We start from the raw sequence: 17,378 nt of genomic DNA, 5'->3' as shown, positions 1-17,378 counted from the left end.
GAGACTTATTATCCTCTAAACAGATTGAGCCGGAAGATTTTAGAGTAATGAAGTCCGATTACAGCAGTAAAGTTGAAAAGTTGGAAGCCAAACTCAGAGGACTTTCTGATAATAATATGAATATTAAAAACCTGCTTGATAAAGGGATTGACAATCTTTTAAAACTGGATTATATCTATGAAACCGCAGATATAGACAAGAAACGACAAGTTATTAGTTCGATGTTTCCTGAAAAATTGCATTTTGAAAATAATTCACTTCGAACTGGCAGAATAAATGAAGCTGTTAGTCTTATTTACCTGATAGACAGCGATTTAGGTGGAAACAAAAAAGGACAAATCAAAAATAAATTTGACTTGTCCTGTAAAGTCGGGATGACAGGATTCGAACGGCAGCGGCCGACCGTCTGCGACCTCACGCCCCCCAGACGTGCACATCACAAATGCTTAAAAAACAAAGAATCCTCTAAGAATTAAATCTAAGAGGATTGTTATTTGTCGGGATGACAGGATTCGAACGGCAGCGGCCGACCGTCTGCGACCACACGCCCCCCAGACGTGCACATTACAAATGCTTAAAAAACAAAGAATCCTCTAAGAATTAAATCTAAGAGGATTGTTATTTGTCGGGATGACAGGATTCGAACCTGCGACCTCACGCCCCCCAGACGTGCACACTACCAGGCTGTGCTACATCCCGAATTGGTGGAGAGTGCAAAAGTAACTTAAATTCGTCTTTCTTCCAAAAGTCTATTTTGTATATTCTAATCGTTGCTTGTCTTTTAATAATTGCGCCTGCAATGTGGCATAGGGTAGAGCCTGTGGGGTCATTTTATTATTGATAGATAACACCGCCGCTGTTGCTGCCGATTGCCCCAGAATCATAAAAACTGGCTCCATTCTGATAGAACCGTAAGCAATATGTGAGCTTGATACACAAACCGGTACTAACAAATTGGTGCACTCGGTGGCTTTGGGCAATATAGAGCCATACGCAATTGAATAGGGTCGGTCTGGGTGCACGCCTATGTCTCCTTCGTTTTGTACATAACCGTCTTCTTTTACGTAGCGTTGGATATTATGCGAGTCGAGAGCATAAGAGCCCATTCCTACTGAATTGGGTACATGGGTTTTTCCTAAAGCGTCTGTTTCTGTCATTACGTATTCTCCTATCATTCGTCGTGCCTCGCGTATGTAAAGCTGATGTGGCCAGCCACCATTGTCTTTAAATTCGTCTTTGGGTAGGCCCCATTGTTTCATTTTTACTTGTACATCGGCCGGAATACTGGGGTCGTTCTGCAGGAAATACATCAGGCCTTTCTGATACAGTTCATGTTCTTTGATAATTTCCCGGCGTCGTTCATAGCTGGCATCGGGGTAGTCATAGTTTTTGCCGATGTAGTCGGTACTGAACGGCCCATGATTGTTGGTGTCGGTTTTGCGGTTCGGAATCGGGTCATACTTGTCGAAAGTCTCTCTCCAGCCCGATGCAAATACCCTGGCTAGCAGTTCATATCGCGCGGGGTCGTAGCCTTCCGGCTTTGCAAAAGGTATGCGGTTATCAGGGTGGTTGCTCAGGCACATTCTGAAACAGTAAGCCTGAATCTTGTTGTCGCCCGAACCATTCGGCCCCGGTAAGTCAGTAGAAACTTCGGGTAATAAACCGCTTGCGGGGTTACCTGCTATTTTGTATGGGCTAATTTTGCTTTTAAAGTGGTGGCCATGTTGAAAAACACCGGCCTGCACTCCGTTCCATTTTTCGTTATAAACATTGTTGGCCTCACGCCCTACATGGTAGGATACCCCAGCTGCGGCCATCAGGTCGCCTTCATAGGTGGCATCAATAAACATTTTGCCTTCATATACGTGGCCGCTTAATGTGCGGAAAGCGCTTATATTGAGACCCTTTTTTACAACTCCGGTTTTTGAACGGTCCAGCCACTCGTCGCGGTAGATAGTAAGTTTATATTCACTGGCAAAGTCTTCAAATACCTGTTCTGCTGCATGTGGTTCAAATATCCACATGGTACGGTTGCTGCCATCTAATGCAGGTGTGCCCTGGCCTTTATTGCCGTACTCTTCTCTCTTTTGCCATTGCCATGATTCCTGCTTTTGATAATGGTTATAAAGACGTTGGTAGAACTCGCGTGAAACGCCGCCTATTACCTCTTTGTTGCCGGTGTCGGTAAATCCAAGCCCACCTGAGGAAAGGCCACCCAGATGTATGTCCGGTGAAACCACTATAACCGACTTGCCCATTTTTTTAACCTGAACGGCCGCAATAATAGCAGCCGATGTACCACCATATATAATAACATCAGCTTTATAGGTACGGGCCATTGTGCTTTTGGGCGGATGGTAACCGGGCAATATAGTAATGGCTGTAATGAGCCATAAAAAGAGTGAAGTTTTTTTCATAAAGGTCAAATAGGTTTTTAAAAAAAGACCAGCATTGGTTAAAGAATCTGTAATTTATTAAATAAAATCTGAACTCACCTAAAACTTACGGGAGTATTGAGACAAAAAAAGCTTTACACAATGGGTTTTGTATAAAGCTTGTAATTAAACGGTATCATCTGATTATTTCATTGCCTTCAGGCTTAGGTCGAGGCTTCTGGCTGAGTGGGTAAGGTAACCCAGCGATACGTAGTCAACACCACATTCGGCATATTGTCTTACGTTAGCAGGGGTAATACCTCCTGACGCCTCAATGGGGTAGCGCCCGGCCACCATTTTAATGGCTTCTTTTATTTTATCGAAGCTAAAGTTATCTACCATAATGCGCACTACACCGCCAATATCCAGTACCTGCTGCAATTCATCCAGGTTTCTCACTTCAATTTCTATTGGCAGGTTTTTTCCGGTGGTTTTCAGATAATTATGTGCTGCATCCAAAGCGTTTTTTATTCCTCCGGCATAGTCTACATGATTATCTTTTATCAGAATCATATCAAAGAGCCCGAAACGATGATTTACCCCGCCGCCAATCTGTACGCCCCATTTTTCCATCATCCTGAATCCCGGCGTTGTTTTGCGGGTGTCCAGCACTTTCGTTTGGGTGCCTTCTAAAAGGCTTACCACCTGATGCGTGGTAGTGGCTATGCCACTCATCCGCTGCATGCAGTTGAGCACCAGCCGCTCGGCTGTTAAAATAGAACGGTCTTTGCCGGTTACGTAAAATGCGATATCGCCAAATTGAACAGGCTGGCCATCGTTCATCAGCACGTCTACCTGCAAGTTTTTATCTACTGCTTCAAAAATCATTTTTGCCAGTTCTACCCCGGCCAGAATGCCCTCGTCTTTTACCAACAATTTTGCTTTTCCGAAAGCATCAGCCGGAATGGTAGAAAGTGAGGTGTGGTCGCCATCACCTACATCTTCTGCCAGCGCGGTTGCAATAAATTGCTTAATTTTGTCTTTGTTTAACTCCATATTTTTTAACCCTTTCAGGTGTTTAATCCAGTCAGTTTATTCAGGCATGTGCCTCGCCTATTATTCTTAATCCTTCAAGTGTCAGTTCACGGTTTACTTCTACAAACTCTCCGTGCAGGGTAGATATAATAGAAGAAAGCCCTCCGGTGGCAATGGCTATGCAGTCGCCGTTCAGTTCGGCTCTTATTTTATGAATCATGTTTCTTACCAGGCCTTCGTATCCCCATAATATACCCGCCTGAATGGCATGAACTGTATTTTTACCAATAACGGATTGTGGCAGCTCCAGCGGAACATCGGGTAGCTGAGCTGTATTTGAAAAAAGCGCCTTTACTGATGTTCTTAAACCCGGTGCTATAGAAACCCCCAGAACCTTGCCTTTGGCTGAAACAACAGTGAATGTAAGCGCGGTGCCAAAATCAACTATTACACAATTTCTTTTATATTTGGTGTAAGCTGCTACGGCATTGGCTACGAGGTCGCTCCCTATCTCGTTGGGGTTGTCGATTGAAATCTCTAATGATGGAAAGATATACGCATTAACAACAATGGGCTCCAGGCCAAACATATTGTTTACCAGAAGTTTGAAGATAGGGGTAAGGGGAGGCACCACACTGCTAAGCACCACTTTTTTGATGTCAGCAAAACGCAGCGCGTTTTCAAGGAAATATTGCCGGAAGCGATATTCAAAAAAGACGTAGTTTTCGTCTTTCAGCGATTTGATTCTGAACTGATGGAGTAGTTTTTTATCTTCAAAAATTCCGAAAACAGCATCGGTGTTTCCGACATCTATCACTAATAAGTTGTTCAAGAGGCAAATTTTTAGGTTGGTAGGTCAAAGTTTGTAAAATCCTGTCAGTCTCTCAAACTTTTCAAAAGAAATCAGGCACTTAGCTAAAATTTCACCACATTAATTAATTCTCCATGGCGGGTTTTTACGATTATCTCCGGCATGGTAAATAATTATCTGGTTATTGTCGGGGTCAAGCAGGCGGGCTTCTCTCCACAGCCAGGGTTTATCTTCCGGAATCTGTTCAATACTGATTCCTTTGCGTATCAGTTCGCTTATCTTATCGTCTACGTCGTTCACTTCAAAGTAAATCCAGACGCCCGGGTCTTTGGAGGTGATGCCTTCCTGGTGGATAGAGAAAGTAGTGTCTCCGGTTGGACATTCAAAGCGGGCATAATGTGTGTCTTTTACTATAAGCCTCAGCCCCAGAAGCTCATAAAAAGCTAAAGATTGCTCAAGGTTACTTACACGTATGGTTAACTGATTGAGATTCATAGGTCTATCAATTTTTACGTTTCAGAAACACAAAACCGTTTACTTCTTTAATATATTCCAGATTCGGATGCTCCTTAAATTCATCATACCGGTCAATGCGGGTTACAAAAAATACAGGCTTATCTACCTTGCCGTTTAACAACCAGTTACCAAATTCTTCCTGAGTCATATTGGCAGTAGAAGCAGGTGCTGTATTGGGTTTTTTCTGAAAATAAAACAAATGGGCATAGCTTTTAAAACCTATCACACCCACGTAAACATTCTGCCCCTGTTTCGACTGGTAGAAGTCTATCGCTGAACCCTGTGTGAATCTTTCAATTTTAGGCACCACTGTTGCGCCGTAAATGAGCAGGCATAAGGCTGTAGACAGGCTCAGGACTGTAATAAACAACCATTTCCGCTGAGTAGTGGCTTTGTTCATGAAAACCAGCACCAGCAGAACAATAAAATAAGCAATACCAATGAATACTTCAAAACCACTCCATGCAACCACTGCATTGAAATTTCTGACTGCAAACTGGTCTTTTATATATGGTGTAATGGCTGAGGTGTTCATGCCAATCAGCGGTACGGCCACCAAGGCAAGCGATAACACCAAACCAATAAATATCAAGCCGAATTTCACCCATTTATTCCAGTTCTTTTTGTGGGCAAGCCAGTTGTACAAGGTATTGGCTGCCAGATAAGAAACCGGGAAATAAGCCATTGAAGAATAATGTACAATTTTGGTTGTAACCACACTGAAAAGAATCATTACCACCCAGAATGTAACTTTCATCCAGGTTCCGAAATACTCTTGTCTGGATGCAAGCGCCGGAATAGAAAAAACAGATATAGGAAAACAACCCAGCAGCACTACCACAAAATGGTAGTAAAATGGTTGCCCGTGGCCTGCATCAGGCGTGCTGAAAAGGCGGATCTGATAACGGATAAATTCTTCGAAGAACCAGAACCCATTGGTAACCAGTTCTTGTGCAAACCATAAAGAAGCAACAGCGATACAGGTTATTGCAAAAATAAGCAGTTGCTTAAATGTAAAAAGCTTAGAGAATTTTTTGATAAATCCCCAATAGCACACCACCGTTAAGCCCCAGATAAGCCCCCCAACCGGGCCTTTGGTTAGAACCGCCAAACCAATAAACAAACCCGAAAGAAATATTTGCCCTGAATTAAACTGTGCCTTAAAAGAAAAGTATATACCCAGAAAAATAAACAGGTTAAAGGTGGGGTCAATAATACCAGATTTGAAATATAAATGCGGTGTAAAAGATCCCAGGTAAATAAGCGCCCAGATTAATCCGAAATTGGCATTTCTGATGTTTTTGCCAATGTAATAAATAACCAGCAGGGTAACGCAGCCAATAACTGCATTAGGAAAACGGGCAGCGAATTCGTTTACTCCCCATATTTTCATGGAAACCACCTGCATCCAGAAAAAAAGAGGAGGTTTCTCCCAAAAAGGTTTATAATCAATTTGTACCTTGCTGTAGTTGCCCGTAAGTAGCATTTCTCTTGCCGATTCGGCAAAGTTAATCTCGTCCCAGTCAAATAGGTGTACATTGCCTAAAAAAGGAAAGAAAAACGCAGCTCCAAGAGCTAAAATTATAAGTGGATAATATTTTTGTTGTATCTGAAAACTCATTCAGCGTAGCATTTTTTGTCAAAGGTAAAAATAAAATTAAAAACACCGAAGTTATGCCTTACTTGTGTAGACTAATAAAAAAACATTAGGTGCATACAAAAAAAATGCAATGAACGTTTTATATTGGCAAAACTAAACAGACACAATAGGCCACCTGATAAAACAGCGGTTTGCAGTTTATAGAAAGCTAGGGGTCATCTAACCGGATTTTTATGCATTTTGTCGATTATTCGGGACGATTTTTATTTTTTATTCAGATATTTGCATGAGTTAGTAAAAAATTTTCTAACTTTGCTGGTCGAAATAAAAAATTGTTTTAAGGGACGTTGAGTTAAAGGGAAATATTTCGGTTTTATTGTTTAGAATTTAATAAGTGAATTATATAAAGTCGATTTTTGCGAATCGGACACTTAGTAAAAAAAATCTTTTTTAGTCACAGCAAAAGTTGTTTTGGGTTCATCGGGGGACAGTTTCTGCCCCCTTTGCCTTTTTTAGGGGGTAAACAAAAAAACGCAAGCTGAAAGCCTGCGTTCTTGATTATTCAGATTGATATCGTTTATTTATATAATTCCGGAAAATCCTTCGGGCGGGCTTCACGCATTAGGTCATACACAGCCTCAAATATAGTTTCAGCATTCGGTTTTGAGAAATAATCTCCGTCAGCGGCGTAGGCCGGTCTGTGAGCCTGTGCAGAAATAGCCTTTGGTGCCGAATCCAGGTATTTATAAGCCTGTTGTTCGTCAAGCACCTGTTGCATCATAAACGCCGACGCACCACCGGGTACGTCTTCATCGGCAAAAATTACGCGGTTTGTTTTCTTTATTGAGTCAAGAATTATATGATGGATATCAAACGGTAATAACGATTGCACATCAATTACTTCTACAAAAATACCTGCCTGTTCTAACTGGTTGGCTGCCTCCATTACAATACGGCACATTGAGCCATAGGTAACAATGGTTAAATCGTTGCCGGCTCTCAGAATTTCAGGCACACCTAGTGGTGTACAGATTTCTGAGAGGTTGGCAGGCATTTTTTCTTTTATACGGTAGCCATTGAGACATTCAATTATAAGAGCCGGGTCATCGCCTTTCAGAATAGTGTTATAGAAACCAGCTGCCTGAACATAATTGCGCGGCACCAGCACATGAACCCCACGCAGGGAGCCCAGCATGGCCGACATAGGAGACCCTGAATGCCAGATGCCTTCAAGTCGGTGCCCGCGCGTGCGTACAATTAATGGCGCCAATTGGCCACCGGCAGTGCGGTAACGAAGTGAGGCCAGGTCGTCGGTAAGCGTTGCCAGAGCGTAGTAGATGTAGTCGAAATACTGAATTTCTACGATGGGTCTTAGTCCGCGCATGGCTGCACCAATACCCTGCCCAATAATGGTGGTTTCTCTGATACCCGTATCTGTTATTCTTATTTCACCGTATTTTTCCTGCAAACCGGCAAAGCCCTGGTTTACGTCGCCAATTTTGCCTACGTCTTCTCCAATGGCAAATACGCGGGCATCCCGGCTGAATAACTGGTCAAAATAGGCATTTACTATCTCGCGGCCGTCTACGTTAGTGCTTCTTTCGTCATACTTCGGTGCTACGCCTTTTACCAGCATTGGCGAAGTAGGAAACTCACTTAGCAAATGGGTGTTGAATCTTTCTTTGTTTTCTGCCATGGCTGTCTTCAGCCAGTCAATCAGGGCTTTTTTAGCTGTATTTTCCTCCGAACGCATCAGAATCAATGCCTTTTTAACCGGACTAATGATTTCTCTGCGCACCGGATTTTCGGTATGCTCCAGTTCTTCTCTCAGTTTGGCTATGGCCGCCGATTGCTTACTTTCTATCGTAGCCTTTTTTAGTAAAGCAATTGCTGAATCTAAATCAGGCTTAATAGACTCGCGATAGGCTGCCCAAGCGGCATTGCGCGATTTCTTGGCAACATCTTTCGCCTTTATCTCAATGGCATCAATTTCTTTTTCAGAAGCAAAACCGTTAGATAAAATCCATTCTCTCAGGTGAAAGTTACAGTCAAACTCTTTTTCAAAATCGAGCCGGTCTCTTGATTTGTACCTCTCATGCGACCCTGAAGTGGAATGCCCCAGCTGTTGTGTTACTTCTATTACATGCACCAGAACGGGTACGTGTTCGTCGCGGGCAAACACAGCGGCCCGTTGGTAGGCTTCAACCAGTTCGGGGTAATTCCAGGCACGGGCAACAATTATTTCAATGCCATTGCTGCCATCTTTGCGTTGAAACCCCGCCAGCGCTTCTGATATACTTGATTTGGTTGTCTGGTATTCTATAGGTACCGAAATGCCGTAGCCGTCGTCCCATACTGAAAAAATGATGGGTATCTGCAGCACACCGGCGGCATTAACAGATTCGAAGAACATGCCCTGTGAGGTTGAGGCATCTCCTATGGTAGCAAAGCAAACCTCGTTTCCATTGCGTGAAAACTTGGTAAGATATTTTAAATCAGGATTTTGTCTGTATAATTTTGAAGCATAGGCCAGCCCAACAGCCCGGGGCATTTGCCCTGCAGTAGAAGAAACATCGCTGACAGTATTGTACAACTCTGTCTGGTTAAGCCAGTCGCCGTTTTTATCTATCCAGCGGTTGCCGTAATGGGCGTTCATTGAGCGCCCTGCCGAAAAAGGGTCATGGTTGATGTCGGGGTGCGCATATAACTGCGCAAAGAACTGTTGCCAGGTAAGCCCGCCTACAGCAGCCAGAAATGTCTGGTCACGGTAATAACCCGAACGGAAATCTCCTTTTCTGAACACCTTCGCCATGGCTAGCTGCGCAAGTTCTTTCCCATCACCAAACACACCAAAATTGGCCCGGCCCATAAATACATCTTTCCGGCCAATTATACTTACTTCGCGGCTTTCGCAGGCAATGCGGTAATCATTTAATACTTCTTCTTTTGTTAAGAGAACATCTGTTGAGGTTATTAGATCTGATATTTCAGTCATGCTGTGAATTTTGAATGGTTAATATGGGAAACATTCCATACAAAAAAAAATTTATGTCTGACCCAACTGCCAAGGCTGAAATTAGTTGTCATACTAACTAATCATGTTGTAAAGTTAAGATAAAATATTGCATTTTTCAAAAAAAGAGTTTTGTTAATGACTTGTTAAAAATTTGGATTTTCTGATGCGTTTAGTATTTATTTGTAAGACGAAACGAAGCGTTACTAATAACACAAAATTTATTTCTCACTTTTAATCGTTTAAATCGAATGAAAAAATTCTTATCGACAATTGCAGTGGTTATGGCATTTGTAGCTTCTGTGCAGGCACAGGGCGTATTGAAATTCAATAAAGAAGTTCACGACTTCGGTAAAGTTTCAGAGGGCCCACTGGCTACTTACAGCTTTGAAGTAACCAACACAGGTAATGCCCCGGTGGTAATCTCTAACGCGGCGGCGTCTTGCGGTTGTACTACACCTGAGTGGCCAAGAGACCCAATTATGCCAGGTGCAAAAAGCACAATTAAAGTAGGTTATAACACCTCTGGTCGCCCGGGGGCTTTCACAAAAACCATCAATGTTACCAGCAATGCTGAAAACGGAACGGTGATTCTTACCATTAAAGGCGAAGTAACTGCACCGGCATCTCCGGCTGCTGCTCCTGCCTCTTCAGCAAAAGGAAAGAAAAAAGTGTAATTGTTGCGCTTAATACAATTAAAGAAGCCATCTGCCTTTTAAAGCAGATGGCTTCTTTGCATTTACAGGCTCCGGAGTACAAATTTTCAGATTTAGCGTTGCGGGGCTTGTCAAAGTGGAAAAAAATTTCGAATATCGAATTCCATTCAATTACCGAAAATTAAACTGATTGTCTTCCCTATGAATTTTCTTTGCATTTGCACTTACTTTAAGGGTGTAGAGTTTCTGAAGTCATGTAAGGCCGAGGGTAATACCGTTTATCTGCTTACCAACAAAAAGCTGGAAGACAAACCCTGGCCCGGGGAGTCGATAGATGAGGTTTTTTACCTTGATAACATTGACAATACCTTTGGTACTTACAGCAAGATTATTCAGGGGCTGGCTTACCTGATGCGAACCAAAAAAATTGACCGCATTGTTGCCCTCGACGACTTTGATGTGGAAAAGGCCGCGCTGGCACGTGAGCATTTCAGGATACCCGGCATGGGGCAAACCACCGCCCGGTACTTCAGAGATAAACTGGCTATGCGCATACAGGCCTTAAATTGTGGCATTAATGTGCCTCCGTTCAGTCCGCTTTTTCATGATGTTGATATAACCGAATACCTGCAGGCTACGGCAGCCCCTTGGGTTATCAAGCCACGCTCAGAGGCGTCGGCCGCCGGTATTAAAAAAGTGCATTCGTTTCAGGAAGCCTGGGACACCATTCATAGCCTGGGTGAAGAAAGACATAATTTTCTGATAGAGCAATTCAAGCCCGGCGACGTATATCATGTAGATGCGCTTTCGGTTGATGGTAAAGTTATTTTCAGCAGGTGCAGCCAGTACCTCAATACTCCCTTTGAAGTAGCACATGGCGGAGGGATTTTTCGCTCGGTAACAGTAACGCATGGTTCTAAAGACGAGAAGGCCTTAAAGAAGGTGAACGAGCAGGTAATGAAAGCCTTTGGTATGAAATTCAGCGCCTCTCATACAGAGGTTATCAAATGCTTTGAAGATGGCAAATTCTATTTTCTGGAAACGGCGTCAAGGGTAGGAGGCGCCAACCTTGCCGAAATGGTTGAGTACTCGTCAGGTATTAACCTGTGGCGCGAGTGGGCCAGAATAGAAACAGCCGTAGCCACCGGAGGTGTTTACGAGTTACCCGCCGTTGATGACTATTATTCGGGTATTATTATATCACTTTCGTCCCACCAATGGCCTGATTATTCCCCATTTAATGACCCGGAAGTGGTATGGAAAATGAACGAAGCGTACCATGTAGGATTAATTGTACGTTCTGAAAACCGTGAACGGGTTACAGCACTGATGGATAAATATGCTTTAATGATTCACAACCTGGGCTACCATGCCTCGGCACCCGCACCTGACAAACCTATACACTAATATGACTACACAAGAAATTATTGATTACGTAAATTCACACCCATCAGGAAAAGTAAAACTGGCTGTTGCCGATATTGATGGCATTTTAAGAGGCAAATACATTAGCAAACAGAAGTTTCTGTCAGTAATTGATGGAGACCTTGGCTTTTGTGACGTAGTGCTGGGCTGGGACATGGCCGATGTTTGTTATGATAATGTTGATTTTACAGGTTGGCATTCAGGCTACCCCGATGCCAAAGTGAAGCTTGATTTATCTACGTTCAGAAAGATTCCATGGGAAAACGATATTCCGTTTTTCCTTGGAGAGTTTATAGAAGAAGTGGCAGAGATATGTCCGCGGAATTTATTAAAAAAAATAATTGCAGAGACCGAAAAGGAGGGGTTCAAACCGTTTTTTTCTCAGGAGTTTGAATGGTTTAATTTTGAAGAAACGCCGGTATCGGCACAAGAGAAGGGGTTCCAGAATCTGAAGCCTCTCACGCCCGGGATGTTCGGATATTCAATTTTAAGAAGCACCCTTAAGAACGATTACATGACGGCTTTGTTTGATAACCTGTCCCGTTTTGATGTGCCTCTTGAGGGGCTGCATACCGAGACCGGCCCCGGGGTTTATGAAGCTGCCATTACTTATTCTGATGTACTGACAGCGGCCGACAGAGCACTGCTTTTTAAGACATCTGTAAAAGAAATAGCTTATCAACAGGGTATTATGGCAACATTTATGGCCAAAATCAATGAAAACCTGCCGGGCTGTAGTGGTCATGTACACCAAAGCCTTTGGGATGCAGAAGCCAAAACCAATCTTTTTTATGATGAGACCTCCCCGAATCGTATCAGCGAATTGATGCAGAGTTATATGGCCGGGCAGTTATTTTGCCTGCCACATATATTGCCGATGGTAGCGCCTACCATTAACAGTTATAAGAGGCTTGTAGAGGGCGCATGGGCGCCAACCACCCTTACATGGGCGGTTGATAACCGCACGGTGGCTTTAAGGGCGTTGCCTATCAGTAAGAAATCATGCAGGATAGAAACACGGGTAGTAGGGTCTGATACCAACCCTTATCTGGCGCTGGCGGCTTGTCTGGCTGCCGGGTTGTATGGTATTCGTAACCAAATGAAACTAAACCAGCCTGCTACGTTGGGTAATGGTTATCGTGATACCAGCAACGGTATATTGCCCGGGAATCTGGACGAGGCCACTAAGGCCATGAAAGACTCTGCCATAGCTAAAGAGCTGTTCGGTGAAAAATTTGTAGCCCATTTTACGCAAACCCGAAACTGGGAGTGGCGGCAATATGCCAAAGTGGTTACAGATTGGGAATTAAAAAGATATTTTGAGATTGTATAACTAGCCACTGCATGATTATACCCGTTGTTTTTCTGGCCATTGTTTTTATTATTCTGTCTTCTACCTGGTTTAAGCTGCACCCTCTTTTGGGTTTGTTACTGGCTGCGCTGGGTGTGGGTATATTTGCAGGCTTGCCTATTGATAAACTGACTGATACTATCGGAAAGGGCTTTGGCGAATTGATGTCGAAAATCGGCCTCATGGTTATTCTCGGCTGTGTAATTGGTGCTATTCTTGATAAATCGGGGGCAGCCATTAAGGTGGCAGATATTATATTGAAACTATTCGGCGAGAAATACCCGGCATTAGCCATGTCGGTTATCGGGGCTATTGTGGGTATTCCGGTCTTTTGCGATTCCGGCTTCATTATTCTGGCAAAGCTTAACAAAATTGTGGCTAAAAAGACCAACCGGCCGCTGGGCACAATTGCCATTGCGCTATCTGGTGGTCTTTTTGCTACACATACACTAGTACCTCCAACACCGGGGCCATTGTCGGCGGCCGGAAATCTTAATTTGTCGCATCATGTAGGCTTGGTTATTCTAATAGGTTTGGTGGTTTCTGTACCAAGTTTGTTTTTATCTACCTGGTTTGCAAAGAACTATGCCCGGAATCTGAATATCATTGAAGACAAAGAAGATAATCTGAACGTGGCTCATGTAAGCAAACTACCTGCCGGTTGGAAGGCCTTTATGCCAATTATTTTGCCCATTATATTAATCACGGTGGCATCTTTTGGCAAAATTCTTCACCTTGACGAATCATTAACCAAGTGGCTGAATTTCTTAGGAAGTCCCTTGGTTTCTTTTCTGATAGCCATATTTTTTTCGTTCAGCCTGTTTCCGGAAAAACCATTCGAGAAGATATTTGCCTGTTTCAAAAGTGGTATCGAACATTGCGGCACCACACTGGTGCTGGTGGGCGCAGGAGGGGCCTTTGGAGCGGTGCTGAAAGAAACCCCACTCAAAGACATTGTAAGCGATTGGTTAATGGCTAATCAAACCTCGGGCATTGTATTTCTGCTCATTGCCTTTCTGGTGGCAGCCTTTTTTAAAACCGCTCAGGGGTCTACCACTACTGCAATGGTGTTAACGTCTGGCATACTGGCGCCTTTACTGGTTGCCATGGGTTTTACCGAACCATTTGATTTGACCCTACTGGTAATGGCCATTGGCAGCGGCGCCATGACGGTTTCTCATTCCAACGACGCCTGGTTCTGGGTGGTGTCTCAGTTTACAGGTCTTACACAAGCCGATGCTTATAAAACGCATACTATTCTTACGGGTCTGCAAGGTGTGGTAAGTATTATTACCGTTTGTGTTATCTATTTACTGTATCATGCTTTTTAGAAATATGGCATTGCTTTTAACTAAAAGCCTTGCAAGTTTGTTGTGTGAAATAAACCCCTTAAATTATGGAAGAGGTAAGCAAACTGGATAAGATTATTGAAGCGAGAATGAAGCTGAAGGCTCGCTTTGAAGATAAAATGAAAAGTACACCGTCTGTTGCCGACAACCGCCCTTTAGGGACAGGGAGAATCAACAGGCACGGGATGCCGCTATTACCTGTGGGCCAAACAGTCACCCAAAAATGGCCTGTGCTAGACCTTGGGTATCACCCCAGCATAACACTTGACCGCTGGCGATTAACTATTGATGGCGAAGTTGAAAACCCTGTTGTGCTTACCTGGCAGGACTTTATGGATTTACCACAGGTAGAAGACACCAGCGATTTCCATTGTGTAACCACCTGGTCTAAAATGGATATGGTCTGGGAGGGTGTAAGGCTTATGGATTTGGCGGCACTGGTGCAACCCAAAGAGACCTCCACACATATTATGTGTTATGGATATGATACCTACAGCACTAATGTATCGATGGAAGAAGCGCTGAAACCTGACGTGCTGTTGGCACATACCGTTTATGGTGAGCCTTTGCCGAAAGAGCACGGTGGCCCTGTAAGAATGATTACCCCGCAGTTATATGCCTGGAAGGGCTCTAAATGGATTAAGCGCATTCAGTTTTTGCCTAAAAACAAATTGGGTTTCTGGGAAGAAAGAGGCTATTCTAATACAGCCTATCCGTGGCGGAACGACAGGTATAGTTGATCATAGGTAATAAAAAAGGGCCTTATGGCCCTTTTACAATTGGAAGTAAATCTTATTCTTTATCGGCAGAAAGGTTCACTCTTTTTACCGTGCCATCCTCTCCCTGGGTAACCATCACAAATACCACTCCTTTATGTTTGCCGATGTTAATCTGGCCTACATACTCGCCGCTGAAATCCCTGACTTCGTCCCTGGCAATTACGTTGCCTTTTAAATCCATCACTTTTATGCTTACATCACCTTTTTGCTGGCTGCTGAAACGAAGATTCAGTATTTCTGTTTTCGGATTGTTAGGATAAACGCTCAAACCTCGAATGGTTTTGCTTGATGCGCTGCCGTCAAAATCAAAAACATCAGGAAAAGTTTTAAACTCAAATTTCAAATCTTTGCCTAATTGATTAAGATTCTCGTTAAGACCTTTCATGTCAAGGTCAAAGTGAGTATCAAAATCTTTATCTCTGTCGTTGCGATACACTCTTGTACGCGGCTTTTCTCTGATGATAACATCATCGTCCCTGAATTCAAAGTGTTCATTATTCCCGTTTCTGCCGCGGCTATAGGCTCTTACACGCGGTTTTTCTGAATCAAAATCCAGACGTCTTTCAAAATGGTCGTCATCGCTTGATAATCTCTCTCTTTCATTATCGCTGAAGCTTTCTACCTCAACCTTGGTGCCGCGCACATTATCTTTGTTTTTGGCCATTACCGAATCCTGATAGGTTTGAATCAGGTCTTCTTTTTGTTTGTCGGTCAGGCCGGTTGCATCAAAGTTTTTTTCATGTACTTTGGTTTTACCGTCAATGTCTTGTTCGATTCTTACACGAACAGTGCTTTTTTTCTCTTTCTTGTCTTGTGCATAAGACGCAAACGAAGCGATGGCCAATGCAGCCAAAAAACTTGCTTTGATAGAATTCCGGAATGTAGCTTTCATAATTTTTTATTTAGAAACTTTAAGGTAAAGACAATGGCATCAGGCCGAATGTTGCACAAACATAGTGAAGTGATACTTTTTTAGGTGTTAAAGTTTCTTAAAAATTGTTAATGAAAGTACAAAAATCCTATTGTAACTGTCTGAGATACAGTTGTATAGTGTTTTCAAGGCCGTAATAGAGGGCATCACAAATAAGTGCATGGCCAATAGATACCTCAAGCAGATTCGGAATATTCTTTTTAAAGTACATGAGGTTTTCCAGGCTCAGGTCATGGCCGGCATTTACACCCAGGCCTACCTGTCCGGCAACTTTTGCGGCTTTTGCGTAGTCTTTGATAGCTTCTTCCCTGTTGTGCGGATAGACCTCCGCATAACGCTCTGTGTATAGCTCAATGCGGTCTGTGCCCGTTTCGGCGGCTGCTTCTACCATGCGCTCAATGGGGTCAACAAAAACAGATACCCGTATGCCGTGGTTTTTAAAAGTAGCCACCAGGTCTTTCAAGCGCTCACGATGGGTGATGGTATCCCAACCTGCGTTTGATGTTATGGCATTGAGTGCATCAGGTACCAACGTAACTTGTGTGGGTTTGTTGGCCAGTACCAGTTCTACAAATTTGGCCTCTGTCGGATTCCCCTCAATGTTAAATTCAGTTGTAACAATTCCCTTTAAGTCGTACACGTCCTGATAGCGTATATGGCGTTCGTCTGGCCGGGGGTGTACCGTAATGCCTTGTGCGCCGAATCTTTCGCAGTCAATAGCTGTTTTTACTACGTTCGGCATATTTCCGCCACGAGAATTTCTTAAAGTTGCTATTTTATTGATATTTACTGATAATTTTGTCATGGTGATTATTTTAGGAGAAAATAATTTGAAGAACCGGATAGTTTGCCGCGATATTTTAAATTAAATAACTCATTAAATTTAAGAATGAGTTCCCGAAAGAACCAAAATTAACAAGCTTAATGTTTAATTACGTAAACAGCAACGAAACCAATTGCCTGATTGTTCTGCAATAATCAGGTAATTGTATTGAATATACAATAAACTACCAGCAAAATGGCACTAAAAACAGAAATTGACGCACAGATTAAGGCAGCGATGCTTGCTCGTGACCAGGTGAGACTTATGGCATTGAGAGACATTAAAAAAGTTATTTTATTGGAAGAAACCAAAGAGGGAAAGACAGGTGAGTTGACACCGGACGAAGAGTTGAAATTATTAACCAAAGCAGCCAAGCAAAGAAAAGATTCGGCAGATATTTACCGTCAGCAAAACCGCCCGGATTTATTAGATAAAGAACTGGCCGAGCTAGCCATTATAGAAGAGTTTTTACCGAAACAATTATCGGAAGACGAACTGAAAGCTAAATTGCAGGAGATAATAGCCAAAGTAGGTGCTTCCGGCCCGTCTGACATGGGTAAAGTGATGGGTGCCGCCACCAAAGAATTGGCAGGACTAGCCGACGGTAAGGCGATTTCAGCCACTGTAAAATTGCTTTTGGCGTAATTAAGTTGTGGTACCAGAACACGATAATACCTTGGAGCACAGCAAGGTATTATCGTTTAAAAATTTTTG

At 43.1% G+C, this 17,378-nt stretch carries 14 protein-coding genes, 1 tRNA gene and 1 pseudogene; 7 read left to right on the top strand and 9 right to left on the bottom strand.

Translation table 11 applies throughout. From position 1 onward, the window contains the following. Positions 1-476: pseudogene (locus tag C0V77_RS23200) on the top strand (hypothetical protein); the annotation flags it as partial. 149 nt (positions 477-625) lie between these two features. Here C0V77_RS23200 and C0V77_RS19895 read toward each other — a convergent pair. The 7 genes from C0V77_RS19895 to C0V77_RS19865 form a co-directional block, all read right to left on the bottom strand. Then, positions 626-699: transfer RNA gene (locus C0V77_RS19895), tRNA-Pro, on the bottom strand. 50 nt (positions 700-749) lie between these two features. Continuing rightward, positions 750-2,339: an FAD-dependent oxidoreductase gene (locus C0V77_RS19890; RefSeq protein WP_409012804.1), complete on the bottom strand. Its 1,590-nt coding sequence runs from the start codon at positions 2,337-2,339 to the stop codon at positions 750-752. Positions 2,340-2,579: 240 nt separating this feature from the next. Further along, complete coding sequence (gene nadC, locus C0V77_RS19885; protein ID WP_101728136.1) at positions 2,580-3,431, bottom strand: carboxylating nicotinate-nucleotide diphosphorylase; 852 nt, start codon at positions 3,429-3,431, stop codon at positions 2,580-2,582. Between the two features lie 40 nt (positions 3,432-3,471). After that, entirely contained in the window at positions 3,472-4,242 is a 771-nt protein-coding gene (locus C0V77_RS19880) for a type III pantothenate kinase (protein ID WP_173830570.1), read from the bottom strand. 99 nt (positions 4,243-4,341) lie between these two features. Next, positions 4,342-4,716, bottom strand: coding sequence for a VOC family protein (locus tag C0V77_RS19875; protein WP_101728134.1), 375 nt, complete (start codon positions 4,714-4,716; stop codon positions 4,342-4,344). 7 nt (positions 4,717-4,723) lie between these two features. After that, complete coding sequence (locus tag C0V77_RS19870; protein WP_101728133.1) at positions 4,724-6,358, bottom strand: glycosyltransferase family 39 protein; 1,635 nt, start codon at positions 6,356-6,358, stop codon at positions 4,724-4,726. Between the two features lie 556 nt (positions 6,359-6,914). Continuing rightward, on the bottom strand, positions 6,915-9,332 hold the full coding sequence (locus C0V77_RS19865; RefSeq protein WP_101728132.1) for a thiamine pyrophosphate-dependent enzyme: 2,418 nt from the start codon (positions 9,330-9,332) through the stop codon (positions 6,915-6,917). Positions 9,333-9,601: 269 nt separating this feature from the next. Between C0V77_RS19865 and C0V77_RS19860 the strand changes: the two genes are divergently transcribed. The 5 genes from C0V77_RS19860 to C0V77_RS19840 all read left to right on the top strand — a co-directional run bounded on the left by C0V77_RS19860 (position 9,602) and on the right by C0V77_RS19840 (position 14,871). Beyond that, complete coding sequence (locus C0V77_RS19860) at positions 9,602-10,027, top strand: DUF1573 domain-containing protein (protein ID WP_101728129.1); 426 nt, start codon at positions 9,602-9,604, stop codon at positions 10,025-10,027. A 180-nt stretch (positions 10,028-10,207) separates the two neighbouring features. After that, positions 10,208-11,413, top strand: coding sequence for an acetyl-CoA carboxylase biotin carboxylase subunit family protein (locus C0V77_RS19855; RefSeq protein ID WP_101728127.1), 1,206 nt, complete (start codon positions 10,208-10,210; stop codon positions 11,411-11,413). 1 nt (position 11,414) lies between these two features. After that, the gene (locus tag C0V77_RS19850; RefSeq protein WP_101728122.1) at positions 11,415-12,764 is read left to right on the top strand and encodes a glutamine synthetase family protein; all 1,350 of its coding nucleotides are present in this window, start codon (positions 11,415-11,417) and stop codon (positions 12,762-12,764) included. Positions 12,765-12,775: 11 nt separating this feature from the next. Continuing rightward, positions 12,776-14,113: a GntP family permease gene (locus C0V77_RS19845; RefSeq protein ID WP_101728121.1), complete on the top strand. Its 1,338-nt coding sequence runs from the start codon at positions 12,776-12,778 to the stop codon at positions 14,111-14,113. A gap of 65 nt (positions 14,114-14,178) precedes the next feature. Further along, a complete protein-coding gene (locus C0V77_RS19840) occupies positions 14,179-14,871 on the top strand; it encodes a sulfite oxidase-like oxidoreductase (protein WP_101728120.1) in 693 nt (230 codons plus the stop codon). 52 nt (positions 14,872-14,923) lie between these two features. Here C0V77_RS19840 and C0V77_RS19835 read toward each other — a convergent pair whose 3' ends face one another. Both C0V77_RS19835 and C0V77_RS19830 read right to left on the bottom strand, forming a co-directional pair. Next, on the bottom strand, positions 14,924-15,802 hold the full coding sequence (locus C0V77_RS19835; protein ID WP_101728119.1) for a hypothetical protein: 879 nt from the start codon (positions 15,800-15,802) through the stop codon (positions 14,924-14,926). A gap of 127 nt (positions 15,803-15,929) precedes the next feature. After that, the gene (locus C0V77_RS19830; RefSeq protein WP_101728118.1) at positions 15,930-16,646 is read right to left on the bottom strand and encodes a pyridoxine 5'-phosphate synthase; all 717 of its coding nucleotides are present in this window, start codon (positions 16,644-16,646) and stop codon (positions 15,930-15,932) included. Between the two features lie 213 nt (positions 16,647-16,859). Here C0V77_RS19830 and C0V77_RS19825 point away from each other — a divergent pair, with 213 nt between their 5' ends. Then, entirely contained in the window at positions 16,860-17,309 is a 450-nt protein-coding gene (locus C0V77_RS19825; protein ID WP_101728117.1) for a GatB/YqeY domain-containing protein, read from the top strand. The last annotated feature ends 69 nt before the right edge of the window (positions 17,310-17,378 follow it).

The sequence above is a fragment of the Emticicia sp. TH156 genome (assembly GCF_002855535.1).
Classification (GTDB): Bacteria; Bacteroidota; Bacteroidia; order Cytophagales; family Spirosomataceae; genus Emticicia; species Emticicia fluvialis.
This window is presented reverse-complemented; position numbering and strand designations above follow the sequence as displayed.

Bases quoted from the DNA above. Each gene is read 5' to 3' on its own strand.
- C0V77_RS19860 (WP_101728129.1), top strand. From the start codon at position 9,602: ATGAAAAAATTCTTATCGACAATTGCAGTGGTTATGGCATTTGTAGCT.
- C0V77_RS19855 (WP_101728127.1), top strand. From the start codon at position 10,208: ATGAATTTTCTTTGCATTTGCACTTACTTTAAGGGTGTAGAGTTTCTG.
- C0V77_RS19870 (WP_101728133.1), bottom strand. From the start codon at position 6,358: ATGAGTTTTCAGATACAACAAAAATATTATCCACTTATAATTTTAGCT.
- C0V77_RS19830 (WP_101728118.1), bottom strand. From the start codon at position 16,646: ATGACAAAATTATCAGTAAATATCAATAAAATAGCAACTTTAAGAAAT.
- C0V77_RS19850 (WP_101728122.1), top strand. From the start codon at position 11,415: ATGACTACACAAGAAATTATTGATTACGTAAATTCACACCCATCAGGA.
- C0V77_RS19890 (WP_409012804.1), bottom strand. From the start codon at position 2,339: ATGGCCCGTACCTATAAAGCTGATGTTATTATATATGGTGGTACATCG.
- C0V77_RS19840 (WP_101728120.1), top strand. From the start codon at position 14,179: ATGGAAGAGGTAAGCAAACTGGATAAGATTATTGAAGCGAGAATGAAG.
- nadC (WP_101728136.1), bottom strand. From the start codon at position 3,431: ATGGAGTTAAACAAAGACAAAATTAAGCAATTTATTGCAACCGCGCTG.
- C0V77_RS19875 (WP_101728134.1), bottom strand. From the start codon at position 4,716: ATGAATCTCAATCAGTTAACCATACGTGTAAGTAACCTTGAGCAATCT.
- C0V77_RS19825 (WP_101728117.1), top strand. From the start codon at position 16,860: ATGGCACTAAAAACAGAAATTGACGCACAGATTAAGGCAGCGATGCTT.
- C0V77_RS19835 (WP_101728119.1), bottom strand. From the start codon at position 15,802: ATGAAAGCTACATTCCGGAATTCTATCAAAGCAAGTTTTTTGGCTGCA.
- C0V77_RS19845 (WP_101728121.1), top strand. From the start codon at position 12,776: ATGATTATACCCGTTGTTTTTCTGGCCATTGTTTTTATTATTCTGTCT.
- C0V77_RS19865 (WP_101728132.1), bottom strand. From the start codon at position 9,332: ATGACTGAAATATCAGATCTAATAACCTCAACAGATGTTCTCTTAACA.